Consider the following 23,812-nt stretch of genomic DNA (forward strand, 5'->3'; position numbering starts at 1 on the left):
TACTGACAGTAAGTTACACCACTGTTACACGGTCGGTCCGGGCCGGCCGGCGTCCCGACATGCGGGCGGGACGGGGTGTGCGGGCTCAGACGACCGCGCCGTCGTCGGGGTCGTGGTCCTCGGTGTCGCCGGGGCGCAGCCGCCAGACGAGCATCACGAAGCCGGCCAGGATGCCGGTGAAACCGAGCAGCGTCACCACCGGCGGGTCGACCGGCAGCAGCGTCGGATAGAGGAAGAGCACGAAGCCGGCCAGGATGGAGAGCACCCCGACCGCCGCGTACTTCGAGACGCGGGGCAGCGGGGGCGGCGGGGGCGGGGTGTAGTGCTCCTCCTCGGCGTCACCGGGCAGCCCGGCGCCGAAGGTGTCCAGACCGTCCAACAGTGACGGCTCGTCGTGGCGACCCCGGCTGACCGAGATCCCGGAGACGTCCGCCGCGTACGGCAGGCGGCGCACGTCGGTGGCCGTCGGGCCCGGGGTCTCGTCGGCTCCACCGCGGGTCAGCGTGCCGCCGGCCGGCTCGGTCGGGTCGGGCTCGTCGAGGTCCTCGGCGGCGGGCCAGGGGTGGCTGCCGGCGGCCGGGGCGGTGTGGAAGCCGGCGACGATCCGGGCCCACTCGGCTTCGATGTCCGGCTCGTCGTCGCGCGCCGGCTCGGCGTCGCCCTCGTCGGCGAGCTGGGTGAGGTAGTCCCGGGCGGTGGTCAGGTGTGAGCGGTCGACGTAGAGCCGGTCGACCGGGCGGGCCGGCACGGTGGTGGTGCGGGTCACCGGGTTGAGGTCAGCCGAGGGCTGCAGGTACGCCGCGATGCCACCGGCGGCGAGCACGTCGAGCAGGTGCTCGCCGACGCGCGGGTCGACATCGCCCGCGACGGCGTACTCGCTCGCGTCGAGCCCGTTGTCCCGCCGTCCCCGGCGAGGCCCACCCGCTGACACCGGACACCCTCCTCGTCGCACCTGCCGGTGCGGTCGTTCGGCGCCCCGTACGCCGTGCCCTGAATCGTGACACGTCGGAGGCCGGTTCCGGGAGTGCGTTGTGGCGTGCCGCTCCCGCTTCGTAGGCTCATGCCCGACAGTCCCGCCCGCCGACGGTGCCCCGGGGCCCGTCCCGGGCGGGTCCGGTGACCCGGCCGAGGGCCGGTGGAGGTGCTGTCGCCGCCCCTGCCTGGAAGGACACCGGTGCTGTACTGGCTGATGAAGTACATCATCCTCGGCCCGCTGCTGAGGCTGATCTTCCGCCCGCAGGTCGAGGGCCTGGAGAACGTGCCGGACACGGGTCCGGTGATCCTGGCGAGCAATCACCTCTCCTTCTCCGATTCGATCTTCGTCCCGCTGATCGTCAAGCGAAAAGTCACATTCATCGCCAAAGCGGAATACTTCACCGGTAAGGGCATCAAGGGCTGGCTGACCAAGGCGTTCTTCGTCGGCTCCGGCACCATCCCGGTCGACCGGACCGGCGGCCGGGCCGCCCGCGCCGCGCTCGACACCCAGCTGCGGGTGCTGCGGGCCGGTGGCATCGCCGGGATCTATCCGGAGGGCACCCGGTCGCCCGACGGGCGGCTCTATCGCGGCAAGACCGGCGTGGCCCGGCTCGCCCTGGAGAGCGGCGCCCTGGTGGTCCCCACCGCGATGCTCAACTCCGACGAGATCCAGCCGACCGGCCAGATCATCCCCAACCTCGGCCGGGTGCGGATCCGGTTCGGCGCCCCGCTGGACTTCTCCCGCTACGCCGGCCTGGCCGGCGACCGGTTCGTCGAACGCGCCGTCACCGACGAGATCATGTACGAGCTGATGGAACTCTCCGGCCGCGAGTACGTCGACATGTACGCGCAGAAGATCAAGAACCAGCCGGCCGCCGTACCGGCCGAACCGGTGCCCGTCTGAGCCCGGCTCAGCAGGCCACCGCGGGGCCGGTGTCGGCCACCGGGCGGCCGGCGAGCGCGAGCAGCCCGGGTGCCTCGTTCCGCTCGGCGAAGGCCCGCACCTCGGCCAGCGGAGGGTCCGCCGCCCCGGGCTCGCCGGCCCGGGTCAGCTCCGCCGCCGCCAGGGCCAGCGCCAGCATCCGGTCCGTCACGTCGGGGATCCGGGCGTAGATCTCCGCGCCCGCCAGGTGCAGCTCGCCGGCCCGGCGGTGGTCGCCGTCCGCGGCGGCCACCGCGCCGGTCACCGTCCGCAGCGCCGCCTCCGACCAGGGCGTCCGGTGCCCCACCCGGTCCAGCATCGCGCGCACCCGCACCGCCGCGTCCCGGCCGGCCAGGCTGGCCGCGTACGCCGCCGCGGCGATCCACTCGCCGCTGGCCAGGGCGGGAACCGTCGACCAGGAGCCGGCCAGCTCCTCGATCAGCGTCGCCGCCTCGGCGGAGCGACCCTGCAACGCCCGGCACAGCGCCGCGATCCCGAGCATCGTCCAGCACGGCCGGTGGAAGCCGCTGCGGCGGGCGGTGTCCAGCGCCGCCGCCACGTCGTCGAGGTGCCGGGGCGGCTCGTCCCACCCGGCGTCGCCGTCGCGGGGTCCGGGCAGCGTACGGGGCGCCGGGGGCGCCGGCTGCCCGCGCAGCACCAGCAGGCAGGAGCGCAGCCCCCGCACCTGCATGTCCCACCCGCCGGTGGGCGTGTCGACGAAGGCGTCGGCGGCGGCGATCAGTCGGCCGAAGTCCCCGTCGAAGTAGGCCCGCATCGCCTCGGCGGAGTAGCTGGTGGTCAACGTCTGCCCGCTCGCCGTACGGGCCGGCGCCGCCGACAGCAGCGCGTCCGAGCGCAGCCAGTCACCCTCCTCGCGCACCGCGTACGCCAGGTTCTGCACCGCCCGGGGCAGGGCGAGCAGCTGCTGCGACCGGCTGTACTCCACCAGCGCGTGCAGCTCGTCCAGGCCGACCCGGTCGCCCGCCTGGTAGCGGGCGGTGGCCGCGGTGATCCGGGCGTTGGTGCGGGTCTCCGACAGGCCCAGCCGCTCACCGATCTCGGCGGCCGTCTCGGCCGCGGCGACCGCCGCGTCCCGCTCGTAGTTGAGCATGTGCAGCCGACCCAGCTCGGCGTGCGCGTCCGCCTTCTGGGCGCTGTCCGGCAGCGGCTCGAACAGCGCCACCGCCCGGTCCAGGCAGGCCACCGCCGTGCCCCGGTCGGCGCGCAGCCAGGCGGCCTGGCCGAGCAGCGTCCAGGCCCGCGCGGCGCAGGCGTCGTCGCCGTGCGCCAGCAGCCGGTCGGCCAGGGCGTGCAGCTGCTCCGGGCCGCCGCCGGAGAGGAAGGCGTTGCCGTCCCGGTAGAACGAGATCTCCGTGCTCAGCAGCTCCAGCTGGAGCCGGCTCACCGGGTCGCTCTCGTCGGCCAGGCCGAGCGCGCGGCCCGCGTGCGCCGCCGCCGCGTCCAGCCCGTGCAGGGCGTACGCCCGGCGGGCGGCCCGGTGCAGCGCGGCCCGCGCCGGGCCCGCGTAGCGCTGGGTGTCCATGCCGAGGGTGCGGGCGATCTCGTGCGCCGCCCACCGGTGGTGCGCGAGCACCTCGGCCAGGTCGGTGTCCCGGCTCGCCGACAGCGCGTCCAGCCAGTCCGCCGTCCGCTCGTGCCGGGCCACCCGCTCGGTACGCGGCAGCCGCTGGTAGCAGACGTCGCGGACCAGCACGTGCCGGAACCGGAACTCCGGCTGCCCGGCCATCGTGGAGGCGGCCTGCTCGTGCACGAAGTCCCGCTGCTCCAGCCGGCGCAGCGCCCGCTCCACCGACTCCACCGGCTGTCCCAGCGCGGCGCCCACCGCGCCCGGCCAGAACTGCACCCCCACTGCCGAGGCGGCCAGCAGCACCGCCCGGTCCTTCGCGTCGAGCAGGTCGACCCGGTTGGCGATGACGGCGTGCACGCTCTCCGGCATCGGCAGGTCGAGGTGCTTCTCCAGCGACCAGCCGCGCCCCGACTGGCGCAGCGCGCCCTGCTCGATCAGCATCCGCACGTACTCGTGGGCGTAGAGCGGGTTGCCGCCGGCCACCTCGACCAGCGGGGTGAGCATGTCGGCGGAGAACGCCGCCTGGCCGAACATGTGCGCGTACAGCGAGGCGATGCCGGTGTCCCGCAGCGGCGGCAGGGTGATGGTGACCGACCCGGTGATCGTGCCGGCCCAGCTCGGGTCCCGGTCCACCAGTTCCGGGCGGGCGGTGCAGAGCAGCAGCAGCGGCACGTCCCGGGCGGCGGCGCCGAGCAGTTCGACGAAGCGCAGCATCGCGTCGTCGGCCCAGTGCAGGTCCTCGAAGACCAGCACGGTCGGGCGGCGCGCGGCCAGCGCCAGCAGGAACCGCCGCCACGCCGACTCGGCCTCCTCGGCCGGCAGGGAGGTGCCGGTCAGCCCGACCAGCGGGCGCAGCGCGTCGACGATCCGTTGCCGCTCGCCCGGGCCGACCAGCTCGGCGACCGCCGAGGAGAGCCGCTCGGCGGCGGTGGCCGCGGGGTCGGTGTCCAGGATGCCGGCCTCGGTCTTCACCACGTCGGCCAGCGCGGCGAAGGTGACGTTCTCCCCGAACGGCGGGCACCGCCCGGTACGCCAGCTCAGCGGCTCGTCCACCAGCCGTCCGGCGTGCCGGTACAGCTCGCGGACCAGCCGGCTCTTGCCGATGCCGGCCCGCCCGAAGACCGTCACCACCTGCGGGAGGCGGTCCCGCAGGGACCGGTGCAGGGCGTTGACCAGCAGCCCCAGCTCGTGTTCCCGGTCGATCAGCGGGGTGGTGTCCGGCTCCCGGTCGGTCGGCTGCCGGCGCACCGGGGAGAGGGCGAGCCACACCTCGGTCGGCGAGGACCGCCCGCGCAGGGTGACCGGCGGCTGCTCCGAGTAGCGGATGGCGTCCTTGGTCAGCGCGTGCGTGGTGCCGCAGACCAGCACCCCGCCGGGCGGGGCCACGGACTGCATCCGGGAGGCGGTGTTCACCACGTCGCCGGCCACGATGGCCTGCCCGCCGTCCCGGGCGGCGGCCACGTCGACCAGCGCCTCGCCGGTCGCCACGCCGACCCGGAAGCGCAGCTCGTCGGTGCCGCGCGGCGCGAACCGGGTGAGCACCCGCTGGAGCTCCAACCCGGCCCGGACGCAGCGCAGCGCGTCGGTCTCGGTGGCGATCGGGGCGCCGAAGAGCGCCATCACCGCGTCGCCGATGTACTTCTCGACCACCCCGCCGTACTGCCCGACGACCCGTCGGGCGGCGGAGAAGAAGCCGGTCTGCATGCCCCGGACCTGCTCGGGGTCGGCCCGCTCCACGTACGGCGTGAAGTCGATCAGGTCGACGAAGAGGACGCTGACCCGCCGGCGGTCCTCCTGCGGGACCGCGACGGGCTGCTTGCCGCCGGCCCGGGGCGTCCCGCACGAGGTGCAGAACGCCACGTCGGCGGCGATCGGTCGCAGGCAGTGCGGGCAGACGGCACCCAGCTCCGCCCCGCAGCCCCCGCAGAAGCGGTCCCCGTCGGCGGCGGTACGTCCACACCGGTCACACTGCGCGGAGATGACACCCTCCACTGGTGGTTGTGCCGGCCGGTCCACCGGCCGCGCGTCGCGCCCCCCGCGACGTCCACCGCGAGTATCGCCTCCGGTGCCGCTGTCGGGTACCGGGCTGTTGGCTTGTGGACAGTCATCCGGCTGGTCAGGAGCGCTAGATTCAGGGCGCCGAGAGCGACAGCGATCAAGGGGGACACGTCATGGTGTACGTCAAGCTGGAGAGCGCCTGGACCGACGCGGACGGCGTCGACCACGCCGCGGGGGAGTCGGTGGACGTGGACGCGGCCACCCTGGCCGCCCTCCAGGCCGACGGGATCGTCAGCGAGGGGTCCGGCGGCGGCAAGGACACCACGGAGTGGGCCGGCCCCGGCAGCACCACCTCCTGGGCGGGCCCGGGCAGCTCGACCGTCTGAGCCGGGAAACGCGGAAAGGGGCCGGGCGCGCGCTGCGCCCGGCCCCTTTCGCGTACGTCTCAGCGGTCGTTCATGCCGGCGCGGCGGCGCAGCGCGGCCACGTCGGTGACCACGATCCGGCGCCCCTCGGTACGCAGCCAGCCGCGGCTGGCGAAGGAACCGATCGCCTGGTTGACGCTCTGCCGGGAGCCGCCGGCCATCTCGGCCAGCTGGCTCTGGTTGAGCTCGATCGTGATCATCGGGGCCTGGCTCTCGCCGGCGAGCCGGACCAGCGTCTTGGCCACCCGACCCGGCAGGTCGAGGAAGACGTGGTCGGCGTTCTGCTCGGTGAGCCGGCGGATCAGGCCGCCCAGCGAGCGCATCACCGCGTCGAGGATGCGCGGGTTGGAGTGCACCAGCTCCATGAACGCCGGGCGGGACAGCGCGAGCGCCGCGCAGTCCTCGATCGCCTCGGCGGAGGCGGACCGGGTGGAGGCGTCCAGCAGGGAGACCTCGCCCAGCACGTCCGGCGGACGGATCACCGACAGCACCGCCCGCTCGCCCGTCGGCGCGGTGCGGAAGACGGCCACCGCCCCCCGGCGCAGCACGATCAGCGACTCGCCGGGATCGTTCTCGACGAAGAGCAGCTGACCCTTGCGGTAGGTGCGCGGCACCGCCGCGGCGATGACCCGTTGCCGCACCTCCGGCTCGAGCCCGGCGAACATCTCCACGCCCGTGAGCGCGTCACCCGGCTCCGGCAGGCGAACCTCCACGGCCCAACCCCTCCCCGGTAAAGGACCACAAACTCGCAGCCGGGTGAACCTGACAGCCCCCGGTACGAGGTTCTGAACCGGTTCGGCGTCCGGTAGCGGTACACATCAGATCATGACGGCCCGGTTGCGTGCTGTACACCCCTGGAGACACTTCCGTGACCCTGCCGAGCTGCGGCGCAGCGGTGCGGTCGGCCTCGACCGATGCCCCCGCCGACCGGCCCGGCTCGGCGGTGGGCGAGGATGACCGGGATGGTCTACCGCTATTTCTACGACTGCGAGTTCATCGAGGACGGCCGGATCGTCGACCTCGTCTCGATCGGTGTCGTCGACGAGTACGGCCGCGAGTTCTACGCGGTCTCCACCGAGTTCGACGACTCCCGAGCCGTGCCCTGGGTGCGCCGCAACGTCCTCGACAAGCTGCCCTCCCCGGCCGACCGGGCCTGGCGTTCCCGGGAGCGGATCCGGGACGAGCTGCACGAGTTCCTCCTGGCCCCGGTCCGGGACCGCCCGGGCGAGCAGATCGAACTCTGGGCCTGGTACGCCGCGTACGACCACGTGGTGCTCGCCCAGCTCTGGGGGCCGATGACGGCGCTGCCCCGGGAGATCCCCCGGTTCACCAAGGAGCTGCGGCAGCTCTGGGACGACCGGGGGCGGCCGAAGCTGCCGGACGCCGAGGCCGAGCGGCACGACGCCCTGGTCGACGCCCGGCACAACCTGGCCCGGTGGCGGACGATGACCGCCCGGTGACCTGGCCGGAAAGCGACCTCGTTCAGGTTTGACCGGTTCTGCCCGGGGCACGGTTCGCGTCGAGCCGATGCGAGGGAGTGCCGTCATGAGCAACGAGCCGAGCAGTGCCGGGGAGGCCCGGGCCCGGGTGACGGAGCTGATCCGGGACGCCCGGATCTGCCTGTTGACCACGACCGGGGTGGATGGCCGGCTGGTCAGTCGACCGATGGGGCTACAGGCCGCCGAGTTCGACGGCGACCTGTGGTTCTTCGCCTACTCCGACTCCGCGAAGGTCCGGCAGATCCGGGTAAATCCGCAGGTCAACGTCGGTTTCTCCGATCAGCGGCACCACGCCTGGGTGTCGGTGGCCGGGACCGCGCAGGAGGGCTGGGACCGCGACCGGGCCGAGCAGCTGTGGAACCCGCTGCTCAAGGCCTGGTTCCCGGACGGGCTGGAGACCCCCGGCATCACGCTGATCAAGGTGCACGCCAGCTCCGCCGAGTACTGGGACTCGCCGAACAGCACGGTGGTCAACCTGCTCGGCTTCGCCAAGGCGGCGGCGACCGGTAAGCCGCCGAAGGCCGGCGAGAACCACGAGGTCAGCTACTGACGGGTAGCCACGTCCGGCGGTCGGGACGGGCCGGGGCGCGGTGTCGGCGGACACCCGCGCCGACTACAGTTCGCACTGACGGCCCGCCCCGGGCCGGCAACGGCGCCGATGGTCTGAGCTGACACATATCCTGGGGCTTATCCGGGCTTCACCTGATGCTCCAGGAGGATGAGCAGATCATGCGTATCGGCGTGCTCACCGGCGGCGGCGACTGCCCAGGTCTCAACGCGGTCATTCGGGCGGTGGTCCGCAAGGGCGTCGCCACCTACGGTCACGAGTTCGTGGGCTTCCAGGACGGTTGGAAGGGCCCGCTGGAGGGCCTGTCCAAGCCCCTGGGCATCGCGGAGGTCCGCGGCATCCTGCCGCGCGGCGGCACCATCCTCGGCTCGTCCCGCACCAACCCGTTCAAGATCGAGAACGGGGTCGAGCGGATCAAGGACAACCTCGCCGCACAGGGCGTGGACGCCCTGATCGCGATCGGCGGCGAGGACACCCTCGGCGTGGCCACCAAGCTCTACGAGCTGGGCGTGCACGTCATCGGCGTGCCGAAGACCATCGACAACGACCTCGGCGCGACCGACTACACGTTCGGCTTCGACACCGCGGTCAACATCGCGATGGAGGCGATCGACCGCCTGCACACCACCGCGGAGAGCCACCACCGCACCCTCGTCGTCGAGGTGATGGGTCGGCACGCCGGCTGGATCGCCCTGCACGCCGGCCTGGCCGGTGGCGCCAACGTGATCCTGCTCCCCGAGCGGCAGTTCGACGTCGACCAGGTCGCCGGTTACGTCGAGAAGCGTTTCCAGCACCAGTACGCCCCGATCGTGGTGGTCGCCGAGGGCGCCCAGCCGCTCGACGGCCAGATGGTCCTGCACAACCAGGAGCTCGACTCGTTCGGCCACGTCCGCCTCGGCGGCATCGGCCAGTGGCTCGCCGAGCAGCTGGAGGCGAAGACCGGCAAGGAGGCGCGGACCGTCGTGCTGGGTCACATCCAGCGCGGTGGCACCCCGACCGCCTTCGACCGGGTGCTCGCCACCCGGCTCGGCCTCCAGGCGATCGACGCGGCGCACGAGGGCGACTGGGGCAAGATGGTCGCGATGCAGAGCACGGACATCGTCCGGGTCCCGCTCGCCGACGCCACCGCCGAGCTGAAGACCGTCCCGCTGGAGCGGTACGAAGAGGCCGAGGTCTTCTTCGGCAGCTGATCGACGGCCGACGGCGCGGCGGTCCCGCAGGGTCCGCCGCGCCCCGGCTCCCGGCGAGAGGGGTACGGCGTCATGGCGCCCGGGGTGCACACGGTAGCGGTGATCGGCGCGGGCAAGATCGGCGAGTTGATGCTCTCCGGGCTGCTCCGCTCGGGCTGGCCGGTGGAGCGACTGCTCGCCACGGCCCGCCGGCCGAGCCGCGCGGAGGAGCTGACCGCCCGGTACGGCGTCCGGGTGGTGGACAACCTCACCGCCGTGGACGAGGCGGCGGTGCTCGCCATCTCGGTCAAGCCGCAGGACGCGGCCACGCTGCTCGACGAGATCGGCCCGAAGGTGCCGCCGGACAAGCTGGTCATCTCGCTCTGCGCCGGCCTGCCCACCAGCTTCTTCAACCGGCGGCTGCCCGAGGGCACCCCGGTGGTCCGGGTGATGACCAACACCCCGGCGCTGGTCGACGAGGCGATGAGCGCCATCTCGGCCGGCGCGTACGCCACCGGTGAGCACCTGGCGCTCGCCGAGGAGATGTTCACGCCGCTGGGTTCCACCGTCCGGGTGCCCGAGTCCCAGCAGGACGCGGTCACCGCGCTCTCCGGCTCCGGTCCGGCGTACTTCTATCTGCTGGTCGAGGCGATGATCGACGCGGGCATCCTGCTCGGCCTGCCCCGCCAGGTGGCGCACGAGCTGATCGTGCAGACCGCCATCGGTTCGGCGGTGATGCTGCGCGACTCCGGCGAGCACCCGGTGAAGCTGCGCGAGGCGGTCACCTCGCCGGCCGGCACCACCATCTCCGCCATCCGCGAGCTGGAGAACCACGGCGTCCGCGCGGCGATGCTGGCGGCGCTGGAGGCCGCCCGGGACCGCGCCCGCGAACTCGCCGCCCAGGCCGACTGACCGGCGCCCCACCCTCACCGCAGGATCGTGCTCGATCCAGGATGTGGTGGCCTGCGCCGCCGTCCGATGCCACCCGACCCGGGATCGAGCGCGATCTTGCTGCGGGGGTGCGGGGGTGCGGGCGCGGCCGGAGATCGGGACGTGGCGCATACTGGCCGCGTGTTCACTCTCGCCCAGGCGCGCCATCTGGTGGCGACCCTGCGCCCAAGGGTCGACGAGCTGATCCTGCTGCGGGCCGATCTGGCCGAGCTGCGGGTCGACCTGGCCGACCACGGGGTCAGCGTGCTCGGCGGGCTGGCCGAGGTCAAGGCCCGCGAGGCGCGGCTGCACGCCATCGTGGACGAGCTGCACGGCCACGGGATCCAGGTCAAGGGGATCGCTCCGGTGCTGCTGGACTTCCCGGGGGAGCGCGACGGTCGCCCGGTGCTCTGGTGCTGGCTGGAGGGCGACTCCGACGTGCGGTGGTACCACCGGCTGGAGTGCGGCTTCGCGGGACGTCGCCCGCTCTGACCACGCCTGCGCCCGCTCGGCGGGTGATTCATTGATGCCATCAGGTTCGTAGCGTCCCGGGGACCCGGTCGGGGCGGGCCGGCCGCGTGACACCGGTGAGTGACACCGCCCGAGTGGGCGCGGGCCGGCGGCTGGTCAGCGGAGGGTGGCGAGCCGGGACGGGTCGACGTTGCCGCCGCTGAGGACCAGGACGGCCCGGCCGCCGGATGGCAGCTCGACCAGGCCCGCGCGCAGTGCCGCCAGGCTCACCGCCGCGGCCGGCTCGACCAGCAGCTTCGTCGCGTGGATCAGGTCCGACCAGGCGGGCAGGATGGCCGCCTCGGGCACCTCCACCACCTCGTCGACCAGCGCCCGGACGTGGGCCAGGGTGTGCCGCCCGGCGAACGGGGCGGCCAGGCCGTCGGCGACCGAGACCGGGCGGACCGGTGGGGTGGGCGTGCCGGTGCGCAGCGCGTGGGACATCGCGTTCGCGCCGTCCGGCTCGACGCCGACGACCCGGGTGGCGGGGGACGCCTCCTTCACGGCCGCCGCGATGCCGCTGATCAGGCCGCCGCCGCCCACCGGCACCAGCACCACCGCCGGGACGGGCCCGTCGGCGAGGAGTTCGCGGCCGACGGTGGCCTGCCCGGCGATCACGTCCGGGTCGTCGAAGGGCGGCAGCAGGTGCCAGCCGCGCTCGGCCGCGAGGCTCCGCGCGGTGGCCAGCAGGTCGTCGGTGAACACCGGCTCCGCGCCGAGGCGGCGGACCTCCGCCACCTTGGCGGGTACGGCACCGGGCGGCATGCAGACCACGGTGGGCAGCCCGAAGGTCCGGCCGACGAAGGCGACCGCGATCGCGTGGTTGCCCGCGGAGAACGCCACCAGCCCGGCCGGCATGCCCTCGCGCTCGGCGCGGGCGAGCAGGGCGTTCGTCGCCCCCCGGGCCTTGAAGCTGCCGGTGTGCTGCAGGTTCTCCGCCTTGACCGCGACCCGCAGGCCCAGTGCCTCGCCGAGCACCGGCGCGTCCAGCAGCGGGGTGCGGACCACCCGCCCGTCGAGGCGCTTCTCGGCCGCCGTGATGTCGTCGCCCGTCACCAGCCGCATCCGAGTGAGCCTAGCCGGGATCGCCGGTCGGCGGAAACCTTCAGACGGTAGCGCTGGTTCGGCAAGGATTTGTATCCATAAGAGTCTATCGGCGTCCGCTGCGAATCAATGATCTTCCGCGTCCTGGTGATCTATTGATATCAATCTCTCACCACCACCTCCTCCCACCCCCAGGAGTGCGACGTGCGGAGATCCCGTCTTACGACCCTCGCCCTGAGTGTCGCCACATCCCTCGGCGCCATGCTGGCGTTCGCCGTCCCCGCCCAGGCCGCGGCCACCGACCGGTACGTCGCCCTCGGCGACTCGTACGCCTCCGGTGTCGGTGCGGACAGCTACACCGCCGAGAGCGGTTCCTGCCAGCGCAGCACGAACGCCTACCCGGCGCTCTACAACGCCAACATCCACCCCGCCTCGTACCGCTCGGTGGCGTGCTCCGGGGCGACCACCACCGACGTCGTCAACAACCAGCTCTCCGCGCTCTCCTCCACCACCACGCTGGTCAGCGTCACCATCGGCGGCAACGACGTCGGCTTCTCCAGCATCATGACCACCTGCGTGCTCCAGGGGGAGACCCAGTGCGTGGCGGCCGTGCAGGCGGCCGAGGACAAGGCCCGCGCCCAGCTGTCCGGCCTGCTGGCCAACGTCTACAACGGAATCCGGACGCGCGCCCCGTCGGCCCGCGTGGTGGTCGTCGGCTACCCGGTCTTCTACCAGCTCGGCACGCTCTGCGCCGGGCTCAGCGCCACCTCCCGGGCGAAGATCAACGAGGGCATCAACCTGGTGGACGACATCACCCGCTCGGCCGCCGGCTCGGCCGGCTTCACCTTCGCCGACGTCCGGTCGATCTTCGTCGGCCACCAGCTGTGCAGCTACGGGACGAAGTGGCTGCACGCGCTGAACTACCTGAACATCGGCATCTCGTACCACCCGACGGCCGCCGGGCAGTCCGGTGGCTACTACCCGGTCTTCCGTAACGCGGCCGGCTGACCGGGGCGGGTCCGGGGCGGGTCCGTCCTCCCGCCCCGGACCCGCACCGCGCACCCCGGCCCGGCGGCCGGGGTTGACGCGTGAGAGGCGGAGGGTGATCCTATGGAAGCGCTCCCAACGGCGAGCTTCGATTCCTTCTCGAAAGGGAAAGCTCGTGCGTCCCACCACAGCACTGCTTCCGGTCACCCTCGTCGTCGCCCTCGGCGGCCTGGCTCTGCCCTCGCCCGCCCTGGCCGCCGACCCCGGCCCGGCCCTGACCGTCGACGCCACCACGGGTCGCCACCCGATCAGCCCGTACGTCTACGGCATGAACTTCGCCGACGAGGCCCTGGCGCGGGACCTCCGGCTGCCGGTGGACCGCTACGGCGGCAACGCCACCACCCGCTACAACTTCCGCGCCGACACCAGCAACCGGGCCGGCGACTGGTACTTCGAGAACATCCCCAACGACAATCCGGACCCGGCGAGCCTGCCCGACGGCTCGGAGACCGACCGGTTCGTGGCCGAGAACAAGCGCACCGGCACCGCGACGATCATGACCGTTCCGATGATCGGCTGGGTGGCCAAGGACCGGGCGAGGTCCTGTGCCTACAGCGTGGCGAAGTACGGCGCCCAGCAGTCCACCGACCCGTGGGCCCCGGACTGTGGCAACGGGAAGAAGCCGGACGGCACGCTGATCACCGGCAACGACCCGAAGGACACCAGTGTCGCGGTCGGCCCGGAGTACGTCACCGACTGGCTGACCCACCTCAAGGGACGGTTCGGCTCGGCGGCGAACGGGGGTGTCCAGTTCTACAACCTGGACAACGAGCCGGACCTCTGGCACTCCACCCACCGGGACGTCCGCCCGACCGGCCTCGGCTACGACGAGCTGCGCGACCGCACCTACCAGTACGCCGCCGCGATCAAGGCGGCCGACCCGGGGGCGAAGACCCTCGGCCCGGTCGGCTGGGGGCTGAACTCGATCTTTTATTCCGGCCTGGACCAGGACACCTGCTCGCGTACCGGGTGCTGGTCCAACCCGCCGGACCGGGCCGCGCACGCCGGGCAGGACCTCGGTCCCTGGTACCTGGACCAGATGCGCGCGTACGAGCAGCAGCACGCCACCCGGATCCTGGACTACTTCGACGTCCACCTCTATCCGCAGCAGTCCGGCGTCTTCAGCGACGCGGCGGGCGACGCGGCCACCCAGGCGCTCCGGCTGCGCTCCACCCGGCAGCTCTGGGACCCGACCTACGTGGACGAGAGCTGGATCAACAAGCCGGTCCGGTTCATCCCGCGGATGCGTGAGCTGGTCGACCAGCACTACCGGGGCACGAAGATCGCGATGACCGAGTACAACTGGGGCGGAACCGGGTCGATGAACGGGGCGCTGGCCGAGGCGGACGTGCTCGGCATCTTCGGCCGGGAGGGGCTCGACCTGGCCAACCTTTGGACCGCGCCGAAGTCCGACCAGCCGGTCGCGAACGCCTTCCGGATCTACCGCAACTACGACGGCGCCGGCGGCGCGTTCGGCGAGACCTCCGTCCGCGCCACCAGCGCCGACCAGGAGAAGCTCGCGGTGTACGCGGCCGAGCGCGGCAGCGACAAGGCGCTCACCCTGGTCGTGGTGAACAAGTCCGGCGCCGACCTGACCAGCCCCGTCGCGCTCACCGGCGCCTCGGCCGGCACGGCGTAGGTCTACCGCTACAGCGCGGCGAACCTCGCCGGGGTGGTGCGGGAGGCCGACCAGGCGGTCGACGCGACCGGGTTCACGGCCACCTTCCCGGCCAACTCGATCACCCACCTGGTGCTGCCGCGCGGCACCGGCGGCGGTGACACGCAGGCGCCGAACGCGCCGGGCAAGCCGACCGCCGGCACGGTCACCAGCGACAGCGTCGCGCTGAGCTGGGCGCCGGCCACCGACAACGTCGGCGTCACCGGCTATGACGTCCAGCGGGTGGACCCCTCCGGCGCGGTCCGGGTGGGCAGTGCCACCGGCACCGCGTACACCGTCACCGGGCTCGCGGCGGACACGTCGTACACCTTCGTGGTGACCGCCCGGGACGCGGCGGGCAACGTCTCGGCGGCCTCGCCCGGGCTGGTGGTGCGGACCGCGCCGGCGACCACCCCGACGGGCGGCTGCGCGGTGACCTGGTCGGCGAACAGCTGGCCGGGCGGCTTCACCGCCACCGTCACGATCAGGAACACCGGCAGCACCGCGATCGACGGCTGGAAGCTCGGCTTCGACTTCCCGACCACCGGGCAGAAGGTCGGGCAGGGCTGGTCGGCGACCTGGAAGCAGAGCGGGGTGAGCGTGACCGCCGAGAACCTGAGCTACAACGGCCGGTTGGCACCGGGTGCCTCCACCAGCATCGGCTTCAACGGCTCCTGGACCGGCACGAATCCGGCGCCGGCCGCGTTCACCCTGAACGGCCAGCGCTGCGGCTGAGCCGAGCGGGGTCAGGCCGACGGGCCCGGGGCGCGGCGACGCCCCGGGCCCGTCGCGGTGCCGAGCCGGTCAGGCCGGCAGGATCTTCTCGACCGCCGCGCGCAGCTGCGGGTCGTCGGGGGTGACCGTCGGGGCGAACCGGGCCGCCACCGTGCCGTCGGGCGTGACCAGGAACTTCTCGAAGTTCCACCGGACGTCGCCGGTGTGCCCCTCGGCGTCCGGGGTGGACACCAGCGCCGCATAGAGCGGGTGCCGGTCGGGGCCGTTGACGTCGACCTTCTCCGTCAGCGGGAAGGTGACGCCGTAGTTCACCTGGCAGAAGTCGCTGATCTCCGCGGCCGAACCGGGCTCCTGGCCGGCGAACTGGTTGCACGGCACGCCGAGCACGGTCAGGCCGCGGTCGGCGTACTCCTCGGCCAGGGCCTGGAGCAGGGCGTACTGCGGGGTGAGGCCGCAGCGGGAGGCGACGTTGACCACCAGCAGCGCCCGGCCGCGGTAACGGGACAGGTCCGCGGGGCCGCCCGAGAGGGCGTCGATCTCGATGTCGAAAACGCTCATGGGGCGAGGCTACGCGTCGGACGCGGCCCTCCGGCGACGGCCGGAGAAATCGATGAATGCACATCTTGACTAAGTGATGACGGCGTGAGTAGCGTCTCAGCATCCAATCTGGAAAGTTTCCTAACTGTTTGGGGAGACGCCACATGAAGAGATCGCTCCGCCGGGCCCTCTGGGCCGGTGCCGTGGTCGCGCTGACGGTCGCGGCGGTGCCGATGGCCACCGCGTCCGCCGCCGGCAGCGTGACCGCCACGTTCGCCAAGGTGCAGGACTGGGGGACCGGTCACGAGGCGAAGGTGACCGTCACCAACGGCACCAGCGCCAGCGTCGACACCTGGCGCATCGAGTTCGATCTGCCCTCCGGCACCACCATCAGCAGCTTCTGGGACGCCGACGTCACCAGCAGCGGCAACCACTACGTCGCGGTCAAGAAGAGCTGGGCCGGGCCGCTCGCCCCGGGCGCCAGCTTCAGCTGGGGCTACAACGGCACCGGCCCGTACGCCGCGCCGCTGAACTGCACCGTCAACGGCGGGTCCTGCGCCGGCGGCGGCACCCCGCCGACCACCACCCCGCCGACCACGACCCCACCCACCACCACGCCGCCGACCACCACGCCACCCACCACCACGCCACCGACCACCACCCCGCCGACCACCACGCCGCCGACCACCACCCCGCCGCCGTCGGGCGGGAAGAAGGTCGTCGGCTACTTCACCGAGTGGGGCGTCTACGGCCGCAACTATCACGTGAAGAACGTGCACACCAGCGGGTCGGCCGCCAAGATGACCCACCTGCTGTACGCCTTCGGCAACACCACCGGCGGCAAGTGCAGCATCGGCGACAGCTACGCCGACTACGACAAGGCGTACACCGCGGCGGACAGCGTCGACGGGGTGGCCGACACCTGGGACCAGCCGCTGCGCGGCAACTTCAACCAGCTCCGCAAGCTCAAGAAGATGTACCCCAACCTCAAGGTGATCTGGTCGTTTGGTGGCTGGACCTGGTCGGCCGGCTTCACCCAGGCCGCGCAGAACCCCGCCGCGTTCGCCGACTCCTGCTACGCGCTGATCAAGGACCCGCGCTGGGCGGACGTCTTCGACGGTATCGACATCGACTGGGAGTACCCGAACGCCTGCGGCCTCCAGTGCGACACCAGCGGCCCGAACGCCTTCAAGAACGTGATCGGCGCGCTGCGTGCCAAGTTCGGCGCCAGCTTCCTGATCACCTCGGCGATCACCGCCGACGGCAGCAACGGCGGCAAGATCGACGCCACCGACTACGCCGGCGCCGCACCGAACCTCAACTGGCTGATGCCCATGACGTACGACTACTTCGGCGCCTGGGCGGCGCAGGGCCCGACCGCGCCGCACTCGCCGCTGTACTCGTACAGCGGCATCCCGCAGCAGGGTTTCTGGTCCGACGCGGCGATCCAGAAGTTGAAGGCCAAGGGCGTCCCCGCCGACAAGCTGCTGCTCGGCATCGGCTTCTACGGTCGGGGCTGGACCGGGGTGACGCAGGACGCCCCGGGTGGCACCGCGACCGGTCCCGCCCCCGGCACGTACGAGCAGGGCATCGAGGACTACAAGGTGCTCAAGAACAGCTGCCCGGCCACCGGCACCGTCGCCGGCACGGCGTACGCGAAGTGCGGCAGCAACTGGTGGAGCTACGACACCCCGGCCACCATCGGCGGCAAGATGACGTACGCGAAGAACCAGGGCCTCGGTGGCGCCTTCTTCTGGGAGCTCTCCGGTGACACCAGCAACGGTGAGCTGATCGGTGCCATCAAGGGCGGACTCGGCTGAGCCGAGCGCCGACGCACCACCCACACGGCGGGGAGGGACCACGCACCGGTCCCTCCCCGCCCGGCTGCGCGTCGGACCCGAGGGGGAGCTGGTGGGTGGGGGTGGGGGATGTGCGAGACTCGCCGCTCAACCGTCTCGATGTCCGCGCTGATGGGAGGGCCGATGAGCCACACCACGCCGAGGGCGGCCGCCGCTGTCGCCGCGCTGGCGCTCCTGCCGTTCGCCCTGGCCGGCTGCGGGGACGACGACGAGAAGAGCGGCACCCCGTCCACCGGGGCGGCCCGGGCCCCCGCCGAGGAGGCCGCCGCGAAGTCCCGGGAACGGGTGCAGGCGTACCTCGACGCGATGACGGCCAAGGACGTGGCCGCCGGCCGCAGCCAGCTCTGCGCCCCCATGCAGGCCGCCTACGACGCCAACGCCACCGGCCCGAACGGCGACTTCGCCGACCACTTCACGGTGCCCCAGGCCACCATCACCGACGTCCGCTCCGGCGCGCACGGCGAGGAGGTCAGCACCTCCGTCACGGTCGCCGTCGGTGCCCGCAAGGCCACCCGTGCCCTGCTGTTCACGGTCACCCGCAGCGGGGCCGACTGGTGCATCGCCGGCGAGACGCCGGGCGGCAACACCCCGGAGCCGACGACCACCCCCTGAGCACGGCCGGGGTGTGTCGGTGGTCTCCCAACCACCGGAACCATCCCCCTCGGCGGTCGGACGGTCCGACCGTCGCCGTACGCTTTCTGTCATGCGCCAAGAGTGGCACCAGTTGAGTCACCCCGCCGTGGGTAGCCCGGGGCTGCAGACCAGCCGACCGACCGTCGACTCCGCCGAGGACGCCGCCCTCGGCCTGGACCGTTGGCGGGAGCTTCCGCGCGCGCAGACCCCACCCTGGCCGGACCCGGCCGCCGTCGCCGAGGTCTGCAAGGTGCTCGACACCGCGCCGTCGGTGGTCGCCCCCTACGAGGTCGACCAGCTCCGCCAGCGGCTCGCGCTGGTCTGCGAGGGCAAGGCGTTCCTGCTCCAGGGCGGTGACTGCGCGGAGACCTTCGCCGACAACACCGAGAGCCACCTGCTGGCCAACGCCCGCACCCTGCTCCAGATGGCGATCGTGCTGACGTACGGCGCGTCGCTGCCGGTGGTCAAGGTGGCCCGGGTCGCCGGGCAGTACACCAAGCCCCGGTCGCTGCCGACCGACGCGCGCGGCCTGCCGGCGTACCGCGGCGACCTGATCAACGGGCTGGAGGCCACGCCGGAGGCGCGGGTCGCCGACCCGCAGCGCATGATCCGGGCGTACGCCAACTCGGCCGCCGCGATGAACATGCTCCGCGCCTACCTCGGCGGTGGCCTGGCCGACCTGCACGCCGTGCACGACTGGAACAAGGGCTTCGTCAAGAACTCCCCGGCCGGCGAGCGCTACGAGGCGATCGCCCGGGAGATCGACCGGGCGCTGGCGTTCATCCGGGCCTGCGGGATGACCGAGGAGGAGGCGCTGCGCACCGTCACCCTCTACTGCTCGCACGAGGCCCTCGCCCTGGAGTACGACCGGGCGCTGACCCGGGTCTCCGGCGAGCGGGCGTACGGCCTCTCCGGCCACTTCCTCTGGATCGGCGAGCGGACCCGGCAGATCGACGGGGCGCACATCGACTTCATCTCCCGGATCGCCAACCCGATCGGGGTGAAGCTCGGCCCGACCACCACCCCGGACGAGGCGATCGAGCTCTGCGAGAAGCTCAACCCGGACAACATCCCCGGCCGGCTCACCCTGATCAGCCGGATGGGCAACCACAAGGTCCGGGACGCCCTGCCGCCGATCGTCGCCAAGGTCACCGCGGCGGGCGCCAAGGTGGTCTGGCAGTGCGACCCGATGCACGGCAACACCCACGAGTCCTCCAACGGCTACAAGACCCGGCACTTCGACCGGATCGTCGACGAGGTGCTCGGCTACTTCGAGGTGCACCGCGGCCTGGAGACCCACCCCGGCGGCCTGCACGTCGAGCTGACCGGCGAGGACGTCACCGAGTGCCTCGGCGGCGCCCAGGGCATCGAGGACCTCGACCTGCCCGACCGGTACGAGACCGCCTGCGACCCGCGACTGAACACCCAGCAGTCGCTGGAGCTGGCCTTCCTCGTGGCGGAGATGCTCCGTGGCTGACGCGAGGAGTGAGCCGGTCCTGCGAGCCCCGCAGTCGGCAGCCGAAAGGAGCGCCGTGGCTGACGCGAGGAGTGAGCCGGTCCTGCGAGCCCCGCAGTCGGCAGCCGAAAGGAACGCCGTGGCTGACGCGAGGAGTGCCGACCTGATCGACCTGCGGTCGGACACGGTGACCCGGCCGACGGCCGGGATGCGGGAGGCGATGGCCACCGCCGAGGTCGGCGACGACGTCTACGGCGAGGACCCGACCGTCGCCGCGCTGGAGGCCGAGGTCGCCGCGCTCTTCGGGCACGAGGCGGCGCTGTTCGCCCCGACCGGCTCGATGGCCAACCAGATCGCCCTCCAGCTCGTCGTCCCGCCGGGGGACGAGCTGCTCTGCGACGCCGACGCGCACGTCGTCACGTACGAGATCGGCGCGGCGGCCGCGTACGGCGGCATCTCGTCGCGGACGTGGCCGGCGGTCGGCGCGCAGCTCGACCCCGACGTGGTCGCCGGCATGGTGCGGCCCGACGGCTACTTCGCGGTCCCGACCCGGGCCATCGCCGTGGAGCAGACGCACAACCGGGGCGGTGGCGGGGTGATCCCGTTGGCGACCCTGCGCGACCTGCGCCGCGTCGCCGACGACAACGGCCTGGCCCTGCACTGCGACGGCGCGCGGATCTGGCACGCCCACGTCGCGGACGGGGTGCCCCTGGCCGATTACGGCGCGCTCTTCGACACGCTGTCGGTCTGCCTCTCCAAGGGGCTCGGCGCGCCCGTCGGCTCGCTCGTCGTGGGTAGCGCCGAGAAGATCGCCCGGGCCCGGTTCGTCCGCAAGCGGATGGGCGGCGGCATGCGGCAGGTCGGCGTTCTCGCCGCCGCCGGCCGGTACGCCCTGGCCCACCACGTCGAGCGGCTCGCCGAGGACCACGCGAAGGCGGCCCGGCTGGCCGAGGCGGTGGCCCCGTTCGGGGTGCTCGCCACGGCGGTCCGCACGAACATCGTGCCGCTGGACCTCACCAAGCATCCGCTGGACGCGAAGGCCCTCGCGGCCGCCGCCCGTGCCGAGGGGGTGCTGCTCTCGGTGCTCGGCCCGCGTACCGCCCGACTGGTCACCCACCTGGACGTCGACGACGCCGCGATCGACCGCGCCGCCGACACCCTCACCCGCCTCCTCCGCGCCTGACCCCCTTCCGGGCTTGTTGATCAAGAGGTTTGCGTCAGGCGGCGCGGCCTGGGTGACGCAAACCTCTTGATCAACCTCGCGGGGCGGGGCGGTCAGGGGTGGAGGCGTTTGAGGGTGGCTATGTCGGCGGCGTGGCCGACGTGCTTCTCGGTGGGGGTCTCCACCACGATGGGGATGCCCGCGGTGGCGGGGTGGCGCATCAGTTCGGCGAAGGCCGGCTCACCGATGGTGCCCTTGCCGATGTTCTCGTGCCGGTCCCGGGTGGAGCCGCACAGGTCCTTCGAGTCGTTGGCGTGCACCAGCCGCAGCCGCCCCGGCCCGATGGTCTCCACCAGGGTGTCCAGCGTCGCGGTCATGCCACCCTCGGCGGCCAGGTCGTGCCCGGCGGCCCAGGCGTGGCAGGTGTCGAAGCAGACCCCGAGCGCCGGGTGCCGGTCCACCGCGTCCAGGTAGGGGCCGAGCTGCTCCACCCGGGAGGCCAGCGACCGGCCCCCGCCGGCGCTCGGCTCGACCAGCAGCATCGGGCCGCCGGTCGCCGCCGTGCTGTCCAGCAGCGGCAGCAGCACCTCGCGGAGCTGCCGCATCGCCGTCTCGGCGTGGCCGGCGTCGACGGCGCTGCCGGCGTGGAACACCACGCCCCGGGCGCCGATGGCCGCGCCCCGGCGCAGCGCGTGCGCGAGGGTCTCCGCCGACCGCTCGACCGTGTTCGCGGTGGGGGAGCCGAGGTTCACCAGCAGGGACGCGTGGATGTAGACCGGCACGTCCCGTTCGCCGCACCCGTCGCGGAACAGCGTGTCCTGCGCCGGGTCGCCCGGGGGCAGCGCCCAGCCGCGCGAGTTGGAGACGTAGACCTGCACCACCTCGGAGCCGGCCGCCTCGACGTACGGCAGGACCGACCGGGCCAGGCCGCCGGCGGTGGGGGTGTGCGAGCCGACCCGCCGCTGCTGCCCGGTCACAGGCAGGTCAGGGTGACCGGGGTGCCCGGGGGCACCGGCGTGTTCTCGCCCGGGTTCTGGAAGCGGGCCACCCCGTTGGGGTTGAGCTGGATGGTCACCGGGAAGCCCTGGCTCTCCAGCACCTGCTTGGCCTGCTGGCAGGGCAGGTCGACGACCCGGGGGACGACCACCTGCGCCGGCCCCTTGCTGAGCTCCAGCTTGACCTGGGTGCCCTTCTCGACACCGGTGCCGTCGGCCGGGCTCTGACCGAGGACCTCGTCCTTCGGCTTGTCCGAGTCCTTGTACGTCTCGACGGGGGTCAGGCCGAGCTGCGCCAGCGCGGCCCGCGCCTCGGCGACGTTCTTGCCGACCAGGTTCGGCACGCTGATCGGCGCCCGGCCCTTGCTGAGCACCACGGTGACCTTCGTGCCCGGTTTGACCGTGGTGCCCACCTTCGGGTCGGTGCCCAGCACCACGCCCGCCGGGAGGTTGTCGTCATAGCGGGACGGGCCCTTCGCCACCACCAGCTTGGCGTCGGTCAGCTCGGCCTGCGCCAGCTCGAAGTCCTTGCCCACCACGTCGGGGACGGGCAGCCGCTCCGGGCCGAGGGAGAGGGTCAGGGTGATCGTGCCGCCCTTGACGATCCGGGCCGCCGACCCGGGCTGCTGGCCCAGCACGGTGTCCCGGGGGGTCTTCTCGTCGTACCGGGGGTCGGCGTACTTCAGCGTGAAACCGGCCCGGGCCGCCCGCGCCTCGGCGTCGGCCTTCGTCAGGCTCACCAGCTGGGGGGCGACCGTGTAGCGGCCCACCCCGAACCACCAGCCGCCGAGCGCGGCCACCAGGCCGAGCACCATGGCCGCCGCGGCGACCGCCAGCCGACCGCGGGGCGAACCCATCACCCGGGTACGCAGACCGGCCAGCCGGGTGCCGAGGCCGGCGTCCTCCGTGGCGGCCCGACGTCGGTGCGGACGCTGCCCGTCGCCCTCGGGGAGCCGGGCCCAGGCGGGTCGCTCGACGGGGCGCACCGCCGACACCACCATGGTCGGCTCGGCCACCGGGTGATCGTCGCCGACCCGGCGCAGCACGGCGGTGTGCGAGTTGGTGTGGCCCAGCTCGTCGCGGGCCACCTGCACCTCGGCCAGCAGCGCGCCCGCGTCGGTGGGCCGGGCGCCCGGGTCCCGCCGGGTGGCCCGGCCGACCAGGTCGTCCAGCGACCTCGGCAGCGCGGGCACCAGCGTCGAGGGGGCCGGTACGTCCCGGTCGACGTGCTGCCAGGCGACGTCCACCGGCCGGTCCCCGTCGAAGGGCACCCGGCCGGTGAGCATCTCGAACAGGACGATGCCGGCCGAGTAGACGTCGGTGCGGGCGTCGGCCCGCCCCTCGGTGACCAGCTCCGGGGCGACGTACGCCACGGTGGCCATCAGCTGGTTGCCGTTCTCCTCCTCGGAACTCGCCTCGACGGCCCGGGCCAGCCCGAAGTCGGCCACCTTGACCACGCTGTCGACCAGGTTCGCCACGCCGCCGGTTGGCGCCTCGGCGACCAGCACGTTCTCCGGCTTGACGTCCCGGTGGACCAGGCCGGCCCGGTGCGCGGCGGCGATCGCGGCGAGCATCTGCTCGGCGATCGCGAGGGCCTCGTCCGGGGCGAGCCGGCGCCGCTCGGTGAGCACGTCGCGCAGGGTGCGACCGCGGACGTACTCCATGACCAGGTAGGGCAGGCCGTCGTGGGTGCCCTGGTCGTAGACCGCGACCACGTTGGGGTGGGTCAACCGGGCGATGGTCTTCGCCTCGTCGGTGAACCGTTCCACGAAGCCGGCCATCCGGGCGCGCGCCTCGGGAGCCTGGGTCGGGTGGATGATCTTGACCGCCACGGTGCGCTCGAGGCGCTCGTCGGTGGCGGTGTACACGGTCGCCATGCCGCCACGGGCCACGCGACCGCGAATGCGGTAGCGCCCGTCGATCAGCGAGCCCAGCAACGTGTCGGCGACCTGTGTGTCCATCGGCAGGCAGTCTATGTGTCCAGAGGGTGAAGGTTGAACAGGATGCTACAGCCGGGGTACGACCTGCCCGGTCCCGCCGCGCTCGCCCCGACCGGCACGGGCCGACCCCGGCCGGTGGGGGTGCCGTTGCCGGGCCGGGGGA

The 23,812-nt window shown here is 73.0% G+C and carries 21 protein-coding genes; 14 read left to right on the plus strand and 7 right to left on the minus strand.

What is annotated here, in order from left to right:
• Positions 1–85: 85 nt before the first annotated feature.
• The gene (locus tag ABUL08_RS01970) at positions 86–931 is read right to left on the minus strand and encodes a DUF308 domain-containing protein (protein WP_350933920.1); all 846 of its coding nucleotides are present in this window, start codon (positions 929–931) and stop codon (positions 86–88) included.
• Positions 932–1,174: 243 nt separating this feature from the next.
• Between ABUL08_RS01970 and ABUL08_RS01975 the strand changes: the two genes are divergently transcribed.
• On the plus strand, positions 1,175–1,879 hold the full coding sequence (locus tag ABUL08_RS01975) for a lysophospholipid acyltransferase family protein (protein WP_350933921.1): 705 nt from the start codon (positions 1,175–1,177) through the stop codon (positions 1,877–1,879).
• Positions 1,880–1,886: 7 nt separating this feature from the next.
• Here ABUL08_RS01975 and ABUL08_RS01980 read toward each other — a convergent pair whose 3' ends face one another.
• Entirely contained in the window at positions 1,887–5,477 is a 3,591-nt protein-coding gene (locus ABUL08_RS01980) for an ATP-binding protein (RefSeq protein ID WP_350933922.1), read from the minus strand.
• Positions 5,478–5,656: 179 nt separating this feature from the next.
• Here ABUL08_RS01980 and ABUL08_RS01985 point away from each other — a divergent pair, with 179 nt between their 5' ends.
• On the plus strand, positions 5,657–5,869 hold the full coding sequence (locus tag ABUL08_RS01985; RefSeq protein ID WP_350933923.1) for a hypothetical protein: 213 nt from the start codon (positions 5,657–5,659) through the stop codon (positions 5,867–5,869).
• Between the two features lie 59 nt (positions 5,870–5,928).
• Here the strand turns inward: ABUL08_RS01985 and ABUL08_RS01990 are convergent, their stop codons facing one another.
• On the minus strand, positions 5,929–6,621 hold the full coding sequence (locus ABUL08_RS01990) for a Crp/Fnr family transcriptional regulator (protein ID WP_073838866.1): 693 nt from the start codon (positions 6,619–6,621) through the stop codon (positions 5,929–5,931).
• A gap of 249 nt (positions 6,622–6,870) precedes the next feature.
• On the opposite strand from ABUL08_RS01990, the gene ABUL08_RS01995 reads away from it, so the two are divergent.
• From ABUL08_RS01995 to ABUL08_RS02015, 5 genes are all read left to right on the plus strand, one after another.
• The gene (locus tag ABUL08_RS01995) at positions 6,871–7,368 is read left to right on the plus strand and encodes a polyadenylate-specific 3'-exoribonuclease AS (RefSeq protein WP_350938438.1); all 498 of its coding nucleotides are present in this window, start codon (positions 6,871–6,873) and stop codon (positions 7,366–7,368) included.
• Positions 7,369–7,453: 85 nt separating this feature from the next.
• The gene (locus tag ABUL08_RS02000) at positions 7,454–7,957 is read left to right on the plus strand and encodes a pyridoxamine 5'-phosphate oxidase family protein (RefSeq protein ID WP_350933925.1); all 504 of its coding nucleotides are present in this window, start codon (positions 7,454–7,456) and stop codon (positions 7,955–7,957) included.
• Positions 7,958–8,136: 179 nt separating this feature from the next.
• Positions 8,137–9,165, plus strand: coding sequence for a 6-phosphofructokinase (locus ABUL08_RS02005; protein WP_350938439.1), 1,029 nt, complete (start codon positions 8,137–8,139; stop codon positions 9,163–9,165).
• Positions 9,166–9,237: 72 nt separating this feature from the next.
• Complete coding sequence (gene proC / locus ABUL08_RS02010; RefSeq protein WP_350933926.1) at positions 9,238–10,056, plus strand: pyrroline-5-carboxylate reductase; 819 nt, start codon at positions 9,238–9,240, stop codon at positions 10,054–10,056.
• A 159-nt stretch (positions 10,057–10,215) separates the two neighbouring features.
• A complete protein-coding gene (locus ABUL08_RS02015) occupies positions 10,216–10,566 on the plus strand; it encodes a DUF2203 domain-containing protein (RefSeq protein ID WP_350933927.1) in 351 nt (116 codons plus the stop codon).
• 135 nt (positions 10,567–10,701) lie between these two features.
• Here ABUL08_RS02015 and ABUL08_RS02020 read toward each other — a convergent pair whose 3' ends face one another.
• A complete protein-coding gene (locus ABUL08_RS02020) occupies positions 10,702–11,649 on the minus strand; it encodes a threonine ammonia-lyase (RefSeq protein WP_350933928.1) in 948 nt (315 codons plus the stop codon).
• A gap of 183 nt (positions 11,650–11,832) precedes the next feature.
• Here ABUL08_RS02020 and ABUL08_RS02025 point away from each other — a divergent pair, with 183 nt between their 5' ends.
• The 3 genes from ABUL08_RS02025 (at position 11,833) to ABUL08_RS02035 (ending at position 15,067) form a co-directional block, all read left to right on the plus strand.
• Complete coding sequence (locus ABUL08_RS02025; RefSeq protein WP_350933930.1) at positions 11,833–12,636, plus strand: SGNH/GDSL hydrolase family protein; 804 nt, start codon at positions 11,833–11,835, stop codon at positions 12,634–12,636.
• Between the two features lie 154 nt (positions 12,637–12,790).
• A complete protein-coding gene (locus ABUL08_RS02030) occupies positions 12,791–14,314 on the plus strand; it encodes a glycoside hydrolase family 44 protein (protein ID WP_350933932.1) in 1,524 nt (507 codons plus the stop codon).
• A gap of 33 nt (positions 14,315–14,347) precedes the next feature.
• Complete coding sequence (locus ABUL08_RS02035) at positions 14,348–15,067, plus strand: cellulose binding domain-containing protein (protein ID WP_350933934.1); 720 nt, start codon at positions 14,348–14,350, stop codon at positions 15,065–15,067.
• 69 nt (positions 15,068–15,136) lie between these two features.
• On the opposite strand, the gene ABUL08_RS02040 is transcribed toward ABUL08_RS02035, so the two are convergent.
• Positions 15,137–15,625 (minus strand): glutathione peroxidase, encoded by a 489-nt coding sequence (locus ABUL08_RS02040; protein ID WP_350933935.1) that lies wholly within the window; start codon positions 15,623–15,625, stop codon positions 15,137–15,139.
• A 143-nt stretch (positions 15,626–15,768) separates the two neighbouring features.
• Between ABUL08_RS02040 and ABUL08_RS02045 the strand changes: the two genes are divergently transcribed.
• The 4 genes from ABUL08_RS02045 (at position 15,769) to ABUL08_RS02060 (ending at position 20,735) form a co-directional block, all read left to right on the plus strand.
• Complete coding sequence (locus ABUL08_RS02045) at positions 15,769–17,424, plus strand: glycosyl hydrolase family 18 protein (RefSeq protein WP_350933937.1); 1,656 nt, start codon at positions 15,769–15,771, stop codon at positions 17,422–17,424.
• 162 nt (positions 17,425–17,586) lie between these two features.
• A complete protein-coding gene (locus tag ABUL08_RS02050) occupies positions 17,587–18,075 on the plus strand; it encodes a hypothetical protein (protein WP_350933939.1) in 489 nt (162 codons plus the stop codon).
• Positions 18,076–18,166: 91 nt separating this feature from the next.
• Entirely contained in the window at positions 18,167–19,573 is a 1,407-nt protein-coding gene (locus ABUL08_RS02055; protein WP_350933941.1) for a class II 3-deoxy-7-phosphoheptulonate synthase, read from the plus strand.
• Between the two features lie 142 nt (positions 19,574–19,715).
• The gene (locus ABUL08_RS02060; protein WP_350938441.1) at positions 19,716–20,735 is read left to right on the plus strand and encodes a threonine aldolase family protein; all 1,020 of its coding nucleotides are present in this window, start codon (positions 19,716–19,718) and stop codon (positions 20,733–20,735) included.
• A gap of 92 nt (positions 20,736–20,827) precedes the next feature.
• On the opposite strand, the gene ABUL08_RS02065 is transcribed toward ABUL08_RS02060, so the two are convergent.
• Positions 20,828–21,691, minus strand: coding sequence for a deoxyribonuclease IV (locus ABUL08_RS02065; RefSeq protein WP_350933943.1), 864 nt, complete (start codon positions 21,689–21,691; stop codon positions 20,828–20,830).
• The gene (pknB, locus tag ABUL08_RS02070) at positions 21,688–23,670 is read right to left on the minus strand and encodes a Stk1 family PASTA domain-containing Ser/Thr kinase (RefSeq protein ID WP_350933945.1); all 1,983 of its coding nucleotides are present in this window, start codon (positions 23,668–23,670) and stop codon (positions 21,688–21,690) included. The genes ABUL08_RS02065 and pknB overlap by 4 nt, the downstream gene beginning before the upstream one ends.
• Positions 23,671–23,812: the final 142 nt, after the last annotated feature.

Origin of the sequence: Micromonospora sp. CCTCC AA 2012012 (assembly GCF_040499845.1) — a bacterium.
Classification (GTDB): Bacteria; Actinomycetota; Actinomycetes; order Mycobacteriales; family Micromonosporaceae; genus Micromonospora; species Micromonospora mangrovi.